This is a genomic window from Anoxybacillus ayderensis (genome assembly GCF_013761015.1).
Taxonomy (GTDB): domain Bacteria; phylum Bacillota; class Bacilli; order Bacillales; family Anoxybacillaceae; genus Anoxybacillus; species Anoxybacillus ayderensis.
Window position 1 is genome coordinate 1 of the sequence record NZ_JACDUV010000004.1, and the last position, 15,384, is coordinate 15,384.

The window sequence follows — 15,384 nt, forward strand, 5'->3', positions numbered from 1 at the left end:
CTTTATATGCGCCCGTAGCTCAATTGGATAGAGCATCTGACTACGGATCAGAAGGTTAGGGGTTCGAATCCTCTCGGGCGCGCCATGTTTATATCATAATGAGGACGGGAAGTAGCTCAGCTTGGTAGAGCACATGGTTTGGGACCATGGGGTCGCAGGTTCGAATCCTGTCTTCCCGACCATTTTTAAGGGGCCTTAGCTCAGCTGGGAGAGCGCCTGCTTTGCACGCAGGAGGTCATCGGTTCGATCCCGATAGGCTCCACCATATATTTATAATGGCGGCGTAGCTCAGCTGGCTAGAGCGTACGGTTCATACCCGTAAGGTCGGGGGTTCGATTCCCTCCGCCGCTACTAGCTTAGGACCTTTAGCTCAGCTGGTTAGAGCAGACGGCTCATAACCGTCCGGTCGTAGGTTCGAGTCCTACAAGGTCCACCATGTTCATATTATACGGAGGAGTACCCAAGTCTGGCTGAAGGGGTCGGTCTTGAAAACCGAGAGGCGTCGAAAGGCGCGCGGGGGTTCGAATCCCTCCTCCTCCGCCATAAATTGATTTTAGTTCCTTCTTCTTATTAACTAAGAAGGGACACGACTGACAAACGGTATAAAAATTTGATGCACTTCATATTGTGCCGGCTTAGCTCAATTGGTAGAGCAACTGACTTGTAATCAGTAGGTTGCGGGTTCAAGTCCTGCAGCCGGCATCGTTGTGGCGGCTATGGCGAAGTGGTTAACGCACCAGATTGTGGCTCTGGCATTCGTGGGTTCGATTCCCACTAGTCGCCCCATAAATTTTATGTTATGCGGGTGTAGTTTAGTGGTAAAACCTCAGCCTTCCAAGCTGATGTCGTGGGTTCGATTCCCATCACCCGCTTACGTGGGCCTATAGCTCAGCTGGTTAGAGCGCACGCCTGATAAGCGTGAGGTCGGTGGTTCAAGTCCACTTAGGCCCATTATGGTGTTTATTCCGCAGTAGCTCAGTGGTAGAGCACTCGGCTGTTAACCGAGCGGTCGTAGGTTCGAATCCTACCTGCGGAGCCATTTGGAGAAGTACCCAAGTGGCTGAAGGGGACGGTTTGCTAAACCGTTAGGTCGCATTTTGCGGCGCGCGGGTTCAAATCCCGCCTTCTCCGCCACTGCCACATACGGCCCGTTGGTCAAGTGGTTAAGACACCGCCCTTTCACGGCGGTAACACGGGTTCGAATCCCGTACGGGTCACTAGTAAAAAGGACATCTCATGATATGAGATGTCCTTTTTGCATTTCATTAAAAATTTATATGCGTTTTATTTTTCTTCTCCAAAAATTTTTTTCCATATTCCCCGTGTTGATGAATAGAAGGATGTTCAACTTGAATGGTGACGTGGGAAAGGTTATATCTTTCTTTTAACATTTCATTAATAGCTAAAATGACACAAAATGGTTGAATATGTTCGTGAATAAGAACGTGTGCTGTTAAGGAATAATGATCAGTTGAAATCGCCCAAATGTGTAACTCATGTACATCTTCTACCCCTTCAATAGAAAGAATATCAGCACGAATACGATCCACGTCAAATTCATGTGGCACTGCATCCATTAAAATAAAATACGATTCCCGAACAATTTTTTCCCCCCCTATAAAAATAATGGTACCGATGACGACGCTAATGAGTGGGTCGAACATGTATAGTCCTGTAAAGTAAATTAAAGTGGCTGAGATGATGACGCCAATGGAGCTGAGTAAGTCGCCAATAAAATGCCATAAGGCGCTTTTTACATTTAAATTTTCTTCCTCTTTCATGCTCCGACTTAAAACGATTGTTAATACGAGATTAACAACAAATCCGATCGTTGCGATGGTTAGCATGAGGGAAAATTGAATGCTTTCAGGATGAATAAAACGACGAATTCCTTCAATGAAAATTCCAATAGAAATGATGACAAGCGCGAGCCCATTTAAAAATGAAGCGATAATTTCAAACCGTAAATAGCCAAATGTAAATGTTTTATTTGGTGGGCGAGAAGCTAAATAAATGGCAACCATACTCAAGCTTAATGCAATGACGTCAGAGGCCATATGGGCTGAGTCTGACAATAGAGCAAGCGAATTAGACAAAATACCCCCTACAATTTCAACAATGGTGAAAAAAGTCGTTAATAACAGTGTTGTCCAAAGTGCTTTCTTTGATGTTGCTTGTACTTTCATATGCGGTAAATGATGAAAATCATACATATGCATTCCCCTTTATTTAAAATTAATATTAAAAAAAATAAATAATAATTACTATAAACTATTTTATATAATTATCATTTGTCACTCAAGCGACAAATTTATGGACGTTCGTATTGATTTTCATTTAACATGTGATTTGTTGAACATTGTCGAAAAATATCTTAATTTTCTTACAGGAATTTTATATGACTCTGTGTAATATATTCAGTACGGAATTGTTTCCGCACCCATTGAAGAAAGGATGGATGAACATTTGTTGACAATGAGTCCAACCGATTTGCAGATGCATTTATTTCACGAAGGAACGTTTTATCAAAGTTATCACTTGTTTGGCGCACATCTTGTAAAACAAAACGGAATGATCGGAACGCGTTTTTGTGTATGGGCCCCACATGCAAAAGAAGTTCGTCTTGTTGGAACGTTTAATGATTGGAACGGAGAAAAGCACAAATTAACAAAAATAAACGAGCAAGGGGTATGGATGATTGTTGTCCCTGAAAACTTAGAAGGACATTTATATAAATACGAGATAATGACAAGAGATGGACATATCGTTCTTAAATCAGATCCATATGCTTTTTACGCAGAAGAACGCCCCAATACGGCCTCTATTGTATATGATTTAAAAGGATATAAATGGAATGATCAAGCGTGGCAAAGAAAAAAGAAGCGAAAACCGATTTATGAGCAACCGATGTTTATTTATGAAGTTCATCTTGGTACATGGAAAAAGAAAGACGATGGGAAATTTTATACATATAAGGAAATGGCAGATGAGTTAATTCCTTATGTTGTCGAACATGGATTTACTCACATTGAACTTTTGCCGCTTATTGAGCACCCGCTCGATCGTTCCTGGGGATATCAAGGAACAGGTTATTATGCTGCAACAAGCCGTTATGGAACGCCTCATGATTTAATGTATTTCATTGATCGTTGTCATCAGGAAGGAATTGGAGTCATTTTAGATTGGGTACCGGGACATTTTTGTAAAGATGCACATGGGTTATATATGTTTGATGGTGAGCCGACGTATGAATATATGAATATGCAAGATCGCGAAAATATTGTGTGGGGAACAGCAAATTTCGATTTAGGAAAACCAGAAGTGCATAGCTTTTTAATTTCGAATGCTTTGTTTTGGTTAGAGCATTATCATATTGACGGTTTTCGTGTTGATGCGGTTGCAAATATGCTTTATTGGCCGAATAGCGATGTACTGCATCCAAATCCATATGCCATTTCATTTTTAAAGAAATTAAATGAAGTTGTATTTGCTTTTGATCCGAATGTATTAATGATTGCAGAAGATTCAACAGATTGGCCAAAAGTGACGGCACCTACGTACGATGGTGGGTTAGGATTTAACTACAAATGGAACATGGGATGGATGAACGATGTATTAAGTTATATGGAAACGAGCATGCATGATCGAAAATATATGCATCATAAAATGACATTTTCTTTGTTGTATGCTTACACAGAAAATTTTATTTTACCTTTATCCCATGACGAAGTGGTGCATGGAAAAAAATCGTTATTAAATAAAATGCCAGGTGATTATTGGGATAAATTTGCTCAACTTCGCCTGCTTTATGGATATTTTATGACGCATCCCGGAAAAAAACTGTTGTTTATGGGTGGAGAGTTTGGACAGTTTGATGAATGGAAAGATTTAGAACAACTCGATTGGGTGTTGTTTGATTTTGATATGCATCGAAAAATGGATGACTACGTGAAATCTCTCACTCATTTTTATAAAAAGCAAAGAGCATTATATGAATGTGATCATGATCCAAATGGGTTCGAATGGATTGATGTGAACAACGCTGAACAAAGTATTTTTTCTTTTATTCGACGAGGAAAAAAAGAAGAAGATGCGTTAATTGTCGTTTGCAATTTTACTAATATCGTTTACGAAGATTACAAAATTGGTGTGCCATTGCTTACATCGTATCGAGAAGTATTTAATAGCGATGATGTGATGTACGGTGGTGCGGGACACATAAACAAAAAACCGCTTGTGGCACACGAAGAGCCGTATCACGGAAAGCCGTATCATATTCGAATGACGATTCCGCCGTATGCTATAACAATTTTACGACCAACAAGAAAAAGAGAAGGGAAGGAAAGCCATGGTACGAAAAAAGTGCGTCGCTATGCTACTCGCAGGGGGACAAGGGAGTAGATTAAGTTCGCTAACAAAAAATTTAGCTAAACCAGCTGTTCCGTTTGGAGGAAAATACCGCATTATTGATTTTACATTAAGCAATTGTGCTAATTCTGGCATTGATACTGTTGGGGTGCTCACCCAATATCAGCCGCTAGAGTTAAATACGTATATTGGAATTGGAAGTGCATGGGATTTAGATCGAAAAAATGGGGGGGTAACCGTTCTCCCTCCGTATGCTGAATCATCAGAAATGAAATGGTACAAGGGAACAGCGAATGCCATTTATCAAAATCTAAACTATTTGAAGCAATATGATCCGGAGTATGTCCTCATTCTTTCCGGCGACCATATTTATAAAATGAATTATGCGGATATGCTACAATACCATATCGAAAAAAAGGCGGATGTTACAATTTCTGTTATTGAAGTACCATGGGAAGAAGCGAGCCGTTTTGGAATTATGAACACAAATGAAGAGATGGAAATCGTAGAGTTTGAGGAGAAACCAGCTCATCCGAAAAACAATTTAGCGTCTATGGGCATTTATATTTTTAAATGGTCTATTTTGAAAGAGTATTTAGAAATGGACAATCGAAATGACCGTTCAAGCCATGACTTTGGTAAAGATATTATTCCTTTACTGATCGAAGAAAAAAAGCGGCTCATTGCCTATCCATTTAAAGGATATTGGAAAGATGTTGGGACGGTCAAAAGTTTATGGGAAGCAAATATGGATTTACTAGAAGATACCCCAGCATTAAATTTATTTGACCATACATGGCGTATTTATTCTGTGAACCCGAATGAACCACCGCAATATATTGCTCCATACGCACAAGTGAAGGAGTCTTTAGTGAATGAAGGATGCATCGTTGAAGGGAATGTGGAGCATTCTGTTTTGTTTCAAGGGGTGTACGTTTCACAAGGTGCCAAAGTAAAAGATTGTGTTGTTATGCCTAATGCAGTGATTGGGAAAAATGTATACATTGAAAAAGCGATTGTTCCTCCGAATGTCGAAATCCCTGATGGAACGTTTATTTGTGCGGATCAATATGAAGGGGAAGTCATTCTTGTGACAGAGGAGATTTTGGGACATTTTTCTGAGAGAGAGGATGAGAAAACGTGGGAAAATTAATGCTTGGGGTCATTGATGCGACGACATATACACCAGAAATGAGTGATTTGACATTTCAGCGTTCTATCGCAGCCGTTCCGTTTGCTGGTCGCTATCGGCTAATTGATTTTGTTTTATCAAATATGGTGAACTCAGGTATTGAAAGTGTCGCCATTTTCCCAAAGTATCAATATCGTTCGTTAATGGACCACCTTGGTTCAGGAAAGAATTGGGATTTGAATCGGAAACGTGATGGATTGTTCTTCTTCCCTTCGCCTGATCTCCCGATTTCTCATATCGGTTCGTTTCAACATTTTCAACAACATATTGACTATTTTTTGCGAAGCACACAAAAGTACGCTCTTATTTGCAACAGTTATACGGTGTGCAATATTGATTATGAGGAAGTGTTGCGACGTCATATGACTAACGGGTGCGATATAACCCGTATATGTTATCGTGGAAAGTCGCTTGATATGTTTATTTTAGAAACATCGTTGTTGCTTGATTTAATCGCCAACCAACAACGAAATCAATATCGCAGTATTGTTGATGTGGTGAATGATGAAGGAAATGGTTTAACCGTATGTGATTATGAATATAACGGGTATGTCGCAGTGATTGATAGCGTCGAACGTTATTTTCACCATAGCTTAGAACTTCTTAAACCAGAAGTGTGGAAGCAGTTGTTTTTAAAAGGAAGACCGATTTATACGAAAGTAAAAGATGAGCCACCGACGAAATATACATCATATGCTTGTGTGCGTAATGCGATGATTGCGAACGGATGCATCATTGAAGGAGAAATTGAAAATAGTATTATTTCTAGAGCAGTGAAAATAGGAAAAGGAACTGTTGTCCGCAACAGTATTATTATGCAAAAAAGTCAAATTGGAGATAATTGTCATCTTGAATATGTGATCGTTGATAAAGATGCTCGCATTGGTGATGGAGTGAAATTAATTGGAACACCGAATCAGCCAATCGTCATTCGAAAAGGGACAATACAAGGAGCGCTGATGAAATCGTGAAAGTATTATTTGTCGTATCAGAGTGTGTACCGTTTGTGAAAACAGGTGGTTTAGCTGATGTTGCTGGCGCATTGCCGAAAGAGTTGAAAAAGCTTGGGACGGATGTGCGTGTGATGCTTCCTAAGTATGGAGTCATTCCGCAACATATGCTCCAAAAAATGAATAAAATTGCTGAACTTGTCGTTCGTGTTGGTTGGAGAAGACAATATTGTGGAATTGAACAATTAGAATACGAAGGAATGACATACTATTTCGTTGACAACGAATATTACTTTAAGCGAGATTCGTTATACGGGCATTACGATGACGGTGAGCGTTTTTCATATTTTTGTCGAGCCGTTCTCGATTCTCTCCCTGTCATCGGCTTTCAACCAAATGTCATTCATTGTCATGATTGGCACACAGGGATGATTCCATTTTTGTTGCGTGAAGAATATGCGAAAAATTCATTTTACGCGCAAATGAAAACGGTATTTACCATCCATAATTTGCAGTTTCAAGGCATTTTTCCGCGCGAGATTTTAGGGGATTTGCTAAATTTAAGCGACCGTTATTTTTCGATTGAACATTTAGAGTTTTACGGGCATGTTAGTTTCATGAAAGGGGCTCTCGTCTCCGCACATATGATTACGACAGTTAGCCCAACGTATAAAGAAGAAATTCAAACTCCATATTATGGTGAACGGCTTGACGGATTATTGCGTGCGAGAAGTTCGCACTTAGTTGGAATTTTAAATGGAATTGATGATGACATATATAATCCGAAAAAAGATCCGTATATTGCAGTGCCATACGATGTGACGACAATTGCACGAAAAAGTATTAATAAGCGGGCGTTACAACAACATTTTTCATTGCCGTCAGAAGAAGATGTCCCAGTCATTGCCATCGTTTCACGGTTAACGAAACAAAAAGGATTAGATTTAGTAAAATGCGTATTTCACGAAATGATTGCTGAAAATGTGCAAATGATCATCCTTGGAACAGGAGAATGGGAGTTTGAACATTTCTTTCATGAGATGGCGCTGACATATCCAGAACGTGTGCGTGTATATATTGGATTTTCAGAACAGCTTGCACATCAAATTTATGCTGGAGCAGATATGTTTTTAATGCCGTCTAAATTTGAACCGTGTGGTCTTGGCCAAATGATTGCGATGCGCTATGGAGCTGTACCGATCGTGCGAGAAACGGGTGGATTAAACGATACAGTGCAGTCGTTTAACGAATTTACAAAAGAAGGAACCGGATTTACGTTTAAAAACTTTAATGCACACGACATGTTATATACGATTCAACGTGCCCGTTCATTTTATGAACAAAAAGAAGTATGGGAAATGATAATGAAGCAGGCAATGAGTCGGGATTACAGTTGGGCAAAGTCAGCATTTAAATATAACCAACTATACGACGAACTAATGACTGGGAGTGGCATCTATGTTCACGAATAAGGAAGAGTTTAAACAAACGTTTTTGAAGCGACTAGAAATGATGTACGGAAAACGTTTTTGGGAATCGACTGTTCTCGATCAGTACAATACGTTAGGCCATATGATTCGCGAGTATATTAGTAAACATTGGATTCAGACGAATGAACGATATCGTGCCCAACATAAAAAGCAAGTATATTATTTGTCGATTGAATTTTTATTAGGACGTTTGCTAGGGAACAATTTAATGAATCTTGGCATACGTGATGTCGTGGAAGAAGGATTGAAAGAGCTAGGCATTGAGTTAGCTCATATTGAAGAAGTGGAAATTGATGCAGGTCTAGGGAATGGGGGGCTTGGGCGTCTCGCTGCTTGTTTTTTAGACTCTCTCGCTTCTCTTGACCTTCCTGGACATGGACAAGGCATCCGTTATAAACACGGTTTGTTTGATCAAAAAATAGTGAATGGTTATCAAGTGGAACTCCCGGAACAATGGTTACGTCATGGAAATGTTTGGGAAGTAAAAAAAGAAGATTTAGCGGTAGAAGTGAATTTCTGGGGGAAAGTAGAATGCTACGAACAAGATGGTCGATTAACGTTTCGACATTATGATGTCGAAAAGGTAATGGCTGTTCCTTATGATATGCCTGTCATTGGATATGATACGACGACTGTAAATACGTTACGATTATGGAGTGCCGAGCCTGCGAAATTTCCGCTTCATAAACATGTCATGCAGTATAAGCGAGAAACGGAAGCGATTTCTGAATTTTTATACCCAGACGATACACATGACGAAGGAAAAATTTTAAGACTAAAGCAACAGTATTTTCTCGTTGCTGCAAGCATTGGGAGCATCGTACGCGATTATCGGCAACGGTACGGGCATTTGCAACATTTTCACCGCCATGTGGCTATTCACGTGAATGATACCCACCCTGTGTTAGCCATTCCAGAGCTTATGCGTATTTTGTTAGATGAGGAAGGAATGGGATGGGACGAAGCGTGGCATATTACGACAAACACGATTTCTTATACAAACCATACCACATTGTCGGAAGCGTTGGAAAAATGGCCAATTTATATTTTTCAACCGCTATTGCCACGAATTTATATGATTGTGCAAGAAATTAATGAACGCTTTTGTCGCGATTTATGGAATCGATATCCTGGTGATTGGAAAAGAATCGAGGAGATGGCCATTATTGCTCACGGGCTCGTGAAAATGGCTCATTTAGCGATTGTAGGGAGCTATAGTGTGAACGGTGTGGCGAAAATACATTCTGAAATTTTAAAGCATCGTGAAATGAAACTGTTTTACGAATACTTTCCTGAAAAGTTTAATAATAAAACGAACGGCATTACACATCGCCGTTGGTTGTTAAAAGCCAATCCACAGCTTTCTTCTCTTATTACAGAAGCAATCGGAGCGGAATGGGTAAAGCAACCCGAACAGTTGATTCAACTAAAAAAGTATGCAAATGATCATTCATTTCAAGACGAATTAGCAAAAGTGAAACATTACCATAAACAACAGTTGGCGACGTATATTTATGAAAAAACAGGTGTTGCTGTGGATGACTCATCCATTTTTGATGTACAAGTAAAGCGGCTGCATGCGTATAAAAGACAGTTGTTAAATGTGCTACACATTATGCATTTATATAACCGATTAAAAGAAGATGAGCATTTTGACATGCATCCACGCACGTTTATTTTTGGTGCAAAGGCATCACCGGGATATCATTATGCGAAACGGATCATTAAGTTAATTAATTCCGTTGCACAAAAAGTAAATAGCGATGAGCAAATTAATGGCCGATTAAAAGTCATTTTCCTAGAAAATTACCGTGTTTCGTTGGCGGAAAAAATTTTCCCAGCTGCTGATGTAAGTGAACAAATTTCGACTGCTAGTAAAGAGGCATCTGGAACTGGGAATATGAAATTTATGATGAACGGAGCTGTGACGATCGGAACGCTAGATGGAGCAAATATTGAAATTTTAGAGCGGGTTGGTCATGAAAATATGTTTATTTTTGGGCTAAAGGCAGAAGAAGTGTTGCACTATTACGCGAATGGCGGATACCATTCGTACGAATATTATCATCACGATCAACGCATTCATCAAGTCGTTAATCAACTAGTCAATGGCTTTTTTCCTGATGCGTACGATCATTTTGAACCGATTTATGATTCATTGCTCGTTCATAATGATCAATACTTTGTTTTACGCGATTTCGCATCGTATGCTGATGCGCAACAACGAGTGGGCGCAACGTATGAAGATCGAAGAAAATGGTTGGAAATGAGCGTTGTGAACATTGCCTGTTCAGGATATTTTTCAAGCGACCGAACGATTGAAGAGTACGCTCATGATATTTGGCATATTCGTTAATAAAAAAGTCCTGTAAGCAGAGATGCTCACAGGACTTTTTTAAGAAGTATAAGGATCTTTTTCGTATGCAGGGAGGTCGCCGAGCGGAGACATAAGCTGCTCGTCGTCAAGCACTTGTTCATATTGTTCATGTACAATGTTTGGATAAATCGTAATACCTGTTCCGTAAAGGTCTGTCGCCGCAAATGTTTCAAACGGCTCGACATAGCCGATTTGTTCTCCGGCGTCGATATACATTCGATCATAATGTACGGTGTCTTCTTGAACATCTGAAGGTGTTTCTGATGTACCGAAACGCGCAACTTTTTGCCAACTATCTTCGGCATCAAATGTTTCTGCTTCTTTATGAACGACAAATTCACCAAATGGAGGAGACAAGACGCTTTCTTCGATCGGGCGTTGTTGCGAAACAACTTGGTCAGGGCTATGTTCTTTACAAAATGTTGTTGTTGGAATAGCTTCAAGACGTTCGAATGGGATCGGCTTTCCGCATACTTCACAAATTCCGTATGTCCCATCTTCCATCGCTTGAAGCGCCCGTTCAATATCGTGAAGTTCTCGTTTCGTATGTTCGTTTAAGGCGATATCTTTTTCTCGCTCATATAGTTCTGTTCCACTATCAGCAGGATGATTGTCATAATTCGATAGTTCCCCAACTGAGTCATGAGCAGATGCTCGTATGAGACCGAAATGATCGTTTTGTTTTAGCCGTTGTACAATTTGCCGCTTTTGTTGTAATAACCGTTCACGTAAAGTTTGCATATCATCCCTCCTCGAATTAGACTACACATAGTATGGACGAAAAAGAAAAAACCATAGCGCAAAGGCTATGGTTTTTTCTGGACAATTATTGTAGCCAATAATGAATAAACAGACCAACGACAAGTAAAAATCCAAATTGTGTATTTGTCTGGGCTGTCGCTTTCATTGCTGGCATCATGTCTATTGGTTTTGTCTTTCCAATAAATCCTTTTGTTGCTTGCCACGCTTTCGGAACGCTAAACAATACGAGCAATGTCCAAGGCGAAATCGTTTCTGTAAAAACGAGCAATACAATCCATAAAAATGATGTCACAAACATGCCACCTAATAGCCAAATGGCACGCTTTCTTCCAAGTAAAATCGCTAACGTTTTTCGACCGCTTTTTTTATCCCCGTCTAAGTCACGAATGTTATTCGCTAATAAAATGGCTCCGACTAAAATGGAAATTGGAACAGAGACAAGAACAGGTGTTGTTGTCATTGTGCCTGTTTGAATAAAGAATGAAATTAAAATAATGGTAAGTCCCATGAAAAAACCTGCCGCTAATTCACCGAATGGAGTATAAGCGATCGGAATAGGACCACCCGTGTAAAAATATCCTGCTGCCATGCAAATCGTGCCGATGACGGCTACCCACCAACTGCTATTGACGCAAATATAAACACCAAGTAGCATAGCGACTGCAAAAAAAGACCAAGCAAGCAATAAAACAGTTTTTGGGGAGATCCCATCACGAACGATCGCACCACCAATTCCGACAGATTCAGGTGTATCGAGACCGCGTTTATAGTCGTAATATTCATTGAACATATTTGTTGCTGCTTGGATAAATAACGAAGCTACGAGCATGGCAAAAAATAAAGGAAAGTGAATTGGTGCTTCGTCTACTGCAAGCACAGTACCGATAGAAACAGGAACAAACGCTGCAGTCAGCGTGTGTGGCCGCAATAAGCGCCACCAAACGCGCCAGTCTCGTTTATAGTGAACAGTTTGAGCATTTGAACGTACTGGTGTTGGCATACCATTCTTCTCCTTTGATTAAAATGTCGTTCACAATAAGTGTAGGGAAGTGGGGAAAATGTGTCAATGTCTTGACAATATAAATTGTTTCCTATCTCTAACGAACAATATTATAATGGAAAAGGGAAAAAAAGATTAAGTATAGGCGTGATACAAGGTGGTTACTTTATATCAAAACAAAGTTATTGACCAATTGCGTGATGCGTTAAAGAAGAAAAAGCATATGGTTAGTGTCACTGTAAGAGTGGGGCAAATCGATCCTCTTTCCTTTTTTGCCGCTGGTGAAACGTTATTTCATGGCCAGCGCTTTTATTGGTCAGACTGCTTTCACGAGCACACGCTTGTTGGACTTGGACATGCACAAGTGATAAAAAGTGAAGAAAAGACGAAAAAGCGTTTTCGGGAAGTGGAGAAAGCTTGGCAACAAATTGTAGAAGGCGCTTTCATTGAAGGGAAAGGGCCATTGATGTTCGGGGGGTTCGCTTTTGATCCGATGAAACGTTCTGCTGAGCATTGGAGCCATTTTCCTTCCGCCCAGTTTGTGCTCCCGAAATTTTTGTTAACAAAGCGCGGTGAGGAAACGTGGCTCACAGTTAATGTTGTTCATGAATCGTTTGCGGAACTTGAGAAAATGATCGATTCGTTATTTATCATACATGATGAAATCGATAGCTACGATGTGGAAGTTGTCGAAAAAGAAGAAGTCGCTCGTGATCGTTGGTTTCATGCTGTTCGTCATGCAACCGATCTCATTCAAGACGGAGAAATTGAAAAAGTCGTTTTAGCGCGCGAGTTATTTCTTTCTTTTTCTCATCGGATTGATCGCTCTCATGTGTTGCGCTCTTTGCGTGAACAACAACCAATGAGCTACATTTTTGCATTTGAAAACGGCTCATCTTGTTTTATCGGTGCTTCTCCCGAACAACTTGTGAAAAAGAACGGGTACATGTGTGAAACAGCTTGTCTAGCTGGTTCCATTCGTCGTGGACATACGATGAAAGAGGATGAGGAGCTTGGAAAATGGCTGCTAAAAGACGATAAAAATCGTCGTGAGCATGCGTTCGTTGTCGACATGATTGAACAAGCGATGCATGAAATATGCACAGAAGTGATTGTTCCAAGTGAGCCGACTCTTTTAAAAATGCGACATATTCAACATTTGTACACACCTGTTCAGGCGAGAATAAAGGAAGGAGTTTCGATTTTTTCGCTCGTTGAACGGCTCCATCCAACGCCAGCGCTTGGGGGATTCCCGAAACAAAAGGCGGTACAAACGATTCGGGAGATTGAGCCCCTTGATCGTGGATGGTATGCTGCTCCGATTGGTTGGGTTGATGCGAACGGAAACGGAGAATTTGCTGTAGCCATTCGTTCCGCATTGCTTGAAGACAATGAGGCGCATTTGTTTGCCGGGTGTGGAATTGTTGCTCATTCTGATCCGCTTAGCGAATATGAGGAAACGAATGTAAAGTTTAAGCCGATGTTACTAGCGTTAGAGGGGGGACGACGATGAATGAAATGACCGCATATGTTGCCGCTTTTGTTGAGCAATTCGTTCATACGGGGATACAGCAAGTGGTGATTAGCCCAGGATCTCGTTCCACTCCTCTTGCGATGGTGATGGCTGAACATCCTCAGTTAAATATTCATGTTCATATTGATGAACGTTCTGCTGCTTTTTTTGCGTTAGGCATGGCGAAAGCTTCTGGAAAACCGGTTGCCCTTGTTTGTACATCAGGTACTGCGGTAGCGAATTATTATCCAGCTATCGTTGAAGCATATTATGCACGCGTTCCGCTCGTTGTCATTACAGCTGATCGGCCTCATGAATTGCGCGATGTCGGAGCACCGCAAGCGATTGATCAACTGCATATGTACGGGTCATATGTAAAATGGTTTGTTGATATGGCACTTCCAGAAGGAAATGAGCAAATGCTTCGTTATGCAGAAATGGTAGCTGCTCGTGCGGTATGTGTTGCAACATCTGTTCCTGCAGGACCGGTTCATATTAACGTACCGTTACGTGAACCGCTTGTTCCAATGCTCAATGAGTCGCTATTTTCCACACCGTCTGTAACTCGCACGGTGTATAGAGGAAATAAACACCTTTCACAAGAAATGATCGATGAATTATATGAACAACTACGTCATGTCGAAAAAGGGGTCATTGTATGTGGAGATTTCCACGTGGAAGGGTTTGCTGATGCGGTGGTCGAGCTAGCGGAAGCGTTGCAATATCCTATTTTAGCTGATCCTCTCTCTTCATTGCGAACAGGTGTACATCGAAAGCAGCTCATTATTGAATCGTACGATGCGATGTTGAAATGCGAAACGTTTGCAGATGCATTCATTCCTGATGTCGTTATTCGTTTCGGAGCAATGCCTGTATCGAAATCGCTTTACCTTTGGCTGCAACGGCATAAACAAGTAAAACAAATGATTGTTGATGAAGCTGGGCAATGGCGCGACCCGACTTTATCGCTTCAAGTGCTTATTGAAGCGAACGAGGTGCAATTTTGTCATGAGTTAGCTCAGCGCGCTTCTACTACATCTCGTTCGTCACAATGGGTCAACCAATGGAAAAAAATTAATGAACGAGCGAAACAAATGTTGTTACAGGCAAAAGAAGAAGAAAATATGTTTGAAGGAAAAATATTCATTGAACTCGCTCAGTTATTACCAGATGAAGCGACTCTTTTCGTCGGAAATAGTATGCCTATTCGCGATGCGGATACGTTTTTTATGTCATCGCATAAGCGAATTCGTTTATTGGCGAATCGGGGGGCAAACGGTATTGATGGAGTTGTATCGAGCGCTCTTGGAGCGAGCTGTGTTGCACAACCACTTGTACTAGTCATTGGTGACTTGTCATTTTATCATGACTTAAATGGTTTACTTGCAGCTAAATTGCAACAGCTACATGCGACGATCATCGTTTTAAACAACAATGGGGGAGGTATTTTCTCCTTTTTGCCGCAGGCGAATGAGCCGAAACATTTTGAACGGTTATTCGGCACACCGACACATTTATCGTTTCATCATGTTGTTAACATGTATGATGGACATTATGAAAAAGTAGAGACGTGGGATCATTTTCGTCGTGCGGTGGTAGATGCGCTCGTACGCCCGACATTAAATGTAATTGAAGTTCCTTCATCTCGTGAATATAATGTCGGAGTTCATCGGAAATTGTGGAAAGATGTTTCCCAGGAAATGTCCAACTTGTTGAACAAAGGGGAATGAAC

Annotated in this window: 10 protein-coding genes and 13 tRNA genes; 20 read left to right on the plus strand and 3 right to left on the minus strand. The window is 40.7% G+C overall.

The genetic code is table 11. From position 1 onward, the window contains the following. Positions 1–8 precede the first annotated feature (8 nt). The 13 genes from HNR63_RS06620 (at position 9) to HNR63_RS06680 (ending at position 1,217) form a co-directional block, all read left to right on the plus strand. Positions 9–85, plus strand: a tRNA-Arg gene (locus HNR63_RS06620). 20 nt (positions 86–105) lie between these two features. Further along, positions 106–182: transfer RNA gene (locus HNR63_RS06625), tRNA-Pro, on the plus strand. Positions 183–189: 7 nt separating this feature from the next. After that, a tRNA-Ala gene (locus tag HNR63_RS06630) sits at positions 190–265 on the plus strand. A gap of 12 nt (positions 266–277) precedes the next feature. Next, positions 278–351, plus strand: a tRNA-Met gene (locus HNR63_RS06635). Positions 352–359: 8 nt separating this feature from the next. After that, positions 360–436: transfer RNA gene (locus HNR63_RS06640), tRNA-Ile, on the plus strand. Between the two features lie 14 nt (positions 437–450). Continuing rightward, a tRNA-Ser gene (locus HNR63_RS06645) sits at positions 451–543 on the plus strand. Between the two features lie 86 nt (positions 544–629). Then, a tRNA-Thr gene (locus HNR63_RS06650) sits at positions 630–702 on the plus strand. Between the two features lie 8 nt (positions 703–710). Further along, a tRNA-His gene (locus HNR63_RS06655) sits at positions 711–786 on the plus strand. 15 nt (positions 787–801) lie between these two features. Next, positions 802–872 (plus strand) — tRNA-Gly (locus HNR63_RS06660). A gap of 5 nt (positions 873–877) precedes the next feature. Then, positions 878–951 (plus strand) — tRNA-Ile (locus tag HNR63_RS06665). A 13-nt stretch (positions 952–964) separates the two neighbouring features. Further along, positions 965–1,039, plus strand: a tRNA-Asn gene (locus HNR63_RS06670). Between the two features lie 3 nt (positions 1,040–1,042). After that, positions 1,043–1,134, plus strand: a tRNA-Ser gene (locus HNR63_RS06675). 11 nt (positions 1,135–1,145) lie between these two features. After that, a tRNA-Glu gene (locus HNR63_RS06680) sits at positions 1,146–1,217 on the plus strand. Between the two features lie 48 nt (positions 1,218–1,265). Here HNR63_RS06680 and HNR63_RS06685 read toward each other — a convergent pair. After that, positions 1,266–2,213 (minus strand): cation diffusion facilitator family transporter, encoded by a 948-nt coding sequence (locus tag HNR63_RS06685; protein WP_181520231.1) that lies wholly within the window; start codon positions 2,211–2,213, stop codon positions 1,266–1,268. 241 nt (positions 2,214–2,454) lie between these two features. Between HNR63_RS06685 and glgB the strand changes: the two genes are divergently transcribed. The 5 genes from glgB to HNR63_RS06710 are packed head-to-tail and all read left to right on the plus strand — an operon-like array spanning position 2,455 to position 10,356. Next, entirely contained in the window at positions 2,455–4,401 is a 1,947-nt protein-coding gene (gene glgB, locus HNR63_RS06690; RefSeq protein ID WP_281363169.1) for a 1,4-alpha-glucan branching enzyme, read from the plus strand. After that, positions 4,349–5,521, plus strand: coding sequence for a glucose-1-phosphate adenylyltransferase (locus HNR63_RS06695; RefSeq protein ID WP_085789606.1), 1,173 nt, complete (start codon positions 4,349–4,351; stop codon positions 5,519–5,521). The genes glgB and HNR63_RS06695 overlap by 53 nt, the downstream gene beginning before the upstream one ends. After that, positions 5,509–6,531 (plus strand): GlgC family sugar phosphate nucleotidyltransferase, encoded by a 1,023-nt coding sequence (locus HNR63_RS06700; protein WP_181520232.1) that lies wholly within the window; start codon positions 5,509–5,511, stop codon positions 6,529–6,531. The genes HNR63_RS06695 and HNR63_RS06700 overlap by 13 nt, the downstream gene beginning before the upstream one ends. Next, on the plus strand, positions 6,528–7,982 hold the full coding sequence (gene glgA, locus HNR63_RS06705; RefSeq protein ID WP_181520233.1) for a glycogen synthase GlgA: 1,455 nt from the start codon (positions 6,528–6,530) through the stop codon (positions 7,980–7,982). Before HNR63_RS06700 ends, glgA begins: the two co-directional genes overlap by 4 nt. Next, the gene (locus HNR63_RS06710; RefSeq protein WP_181520234.1) at positions 7,969–10,356 is read left to right on the plus strand and encodes a glycogen/starch/alpha-glucan phosphorylase; all 2,388 of its coding nucleotides are present in this window, start codon (positions 7,969–7,971) and stop codon (positions 10,354–10,356) included. The genes glgA and HNR63_RS06710 overlap by 14 nt, the downstream gene beginning before the upstream one ends. A 39-nt stretch (positions 10,357–10,395) precedes the next feature. On the opposite strand, the gene HNR63_RS06715 is transcribed toward HNR63_RS06710, so the two are convergent. Together HNR63_RS06715 and HNR63_RS06720 are read right to left on the minus strand one after the other, a co-directional pair. Next, entirely contained in the window at positions 10,396–11,118 is a 723-nt protein-coding gene (locus tag HNR63_RS06715) for a yteA family sporulation protein (protein ID WP_181520235.1), read from the minus strand. An 85-nt stretch (positions 11,119–11,203) separates the two neighbouring features. After that, positions 11,204–12,139 (minus strand): 1,4-dihydroxy-2-naphthoate polyprenyltransferase, encoded by a 936-nt coding sequence (locus HNR63_RS06720; RefSeq protein ID WP_181520236.1) that lies wholly within the window; start codon positions 12,137–12,139, stop codon positions 11,204–11,206. Positions 12,140–12,296: 157 nt separating this feature from the next. Here HNR63_RS06720 and HNR63_RS06725 point away from each other — a divergent pair, with 157 nt between their 5' ends. Next, positions 12,297–13,652: an isochorismate synthase gene (locus HNR63_RS06725; RefSeq protein WP_181520237.1), complete on the plus strand. Its 1,356-nt coding sequence runs from the start codon at positions 12,297–12,299 to the stop codon at positions 13,650–13,652. Then, complete coding sequence (gene menD / locus HNR63_RS06730) at positions 13,649–15,382, plus strand: 2-succinyl-5-enolpyruvyl-6-hydroxy-3-cyclohexene-1-carboxylic-acid synthase (protein WP_181520238.1); 1,734 nt, start codon at positions 13,649–13,651, stop codon at positions 15,380–15,382. Before HNR63_RS06725 ends, menD begins: the two co-directional genes overlap by 4 nt. Positions 15,383–15,384: the final 2 nt, after the last annotated feature.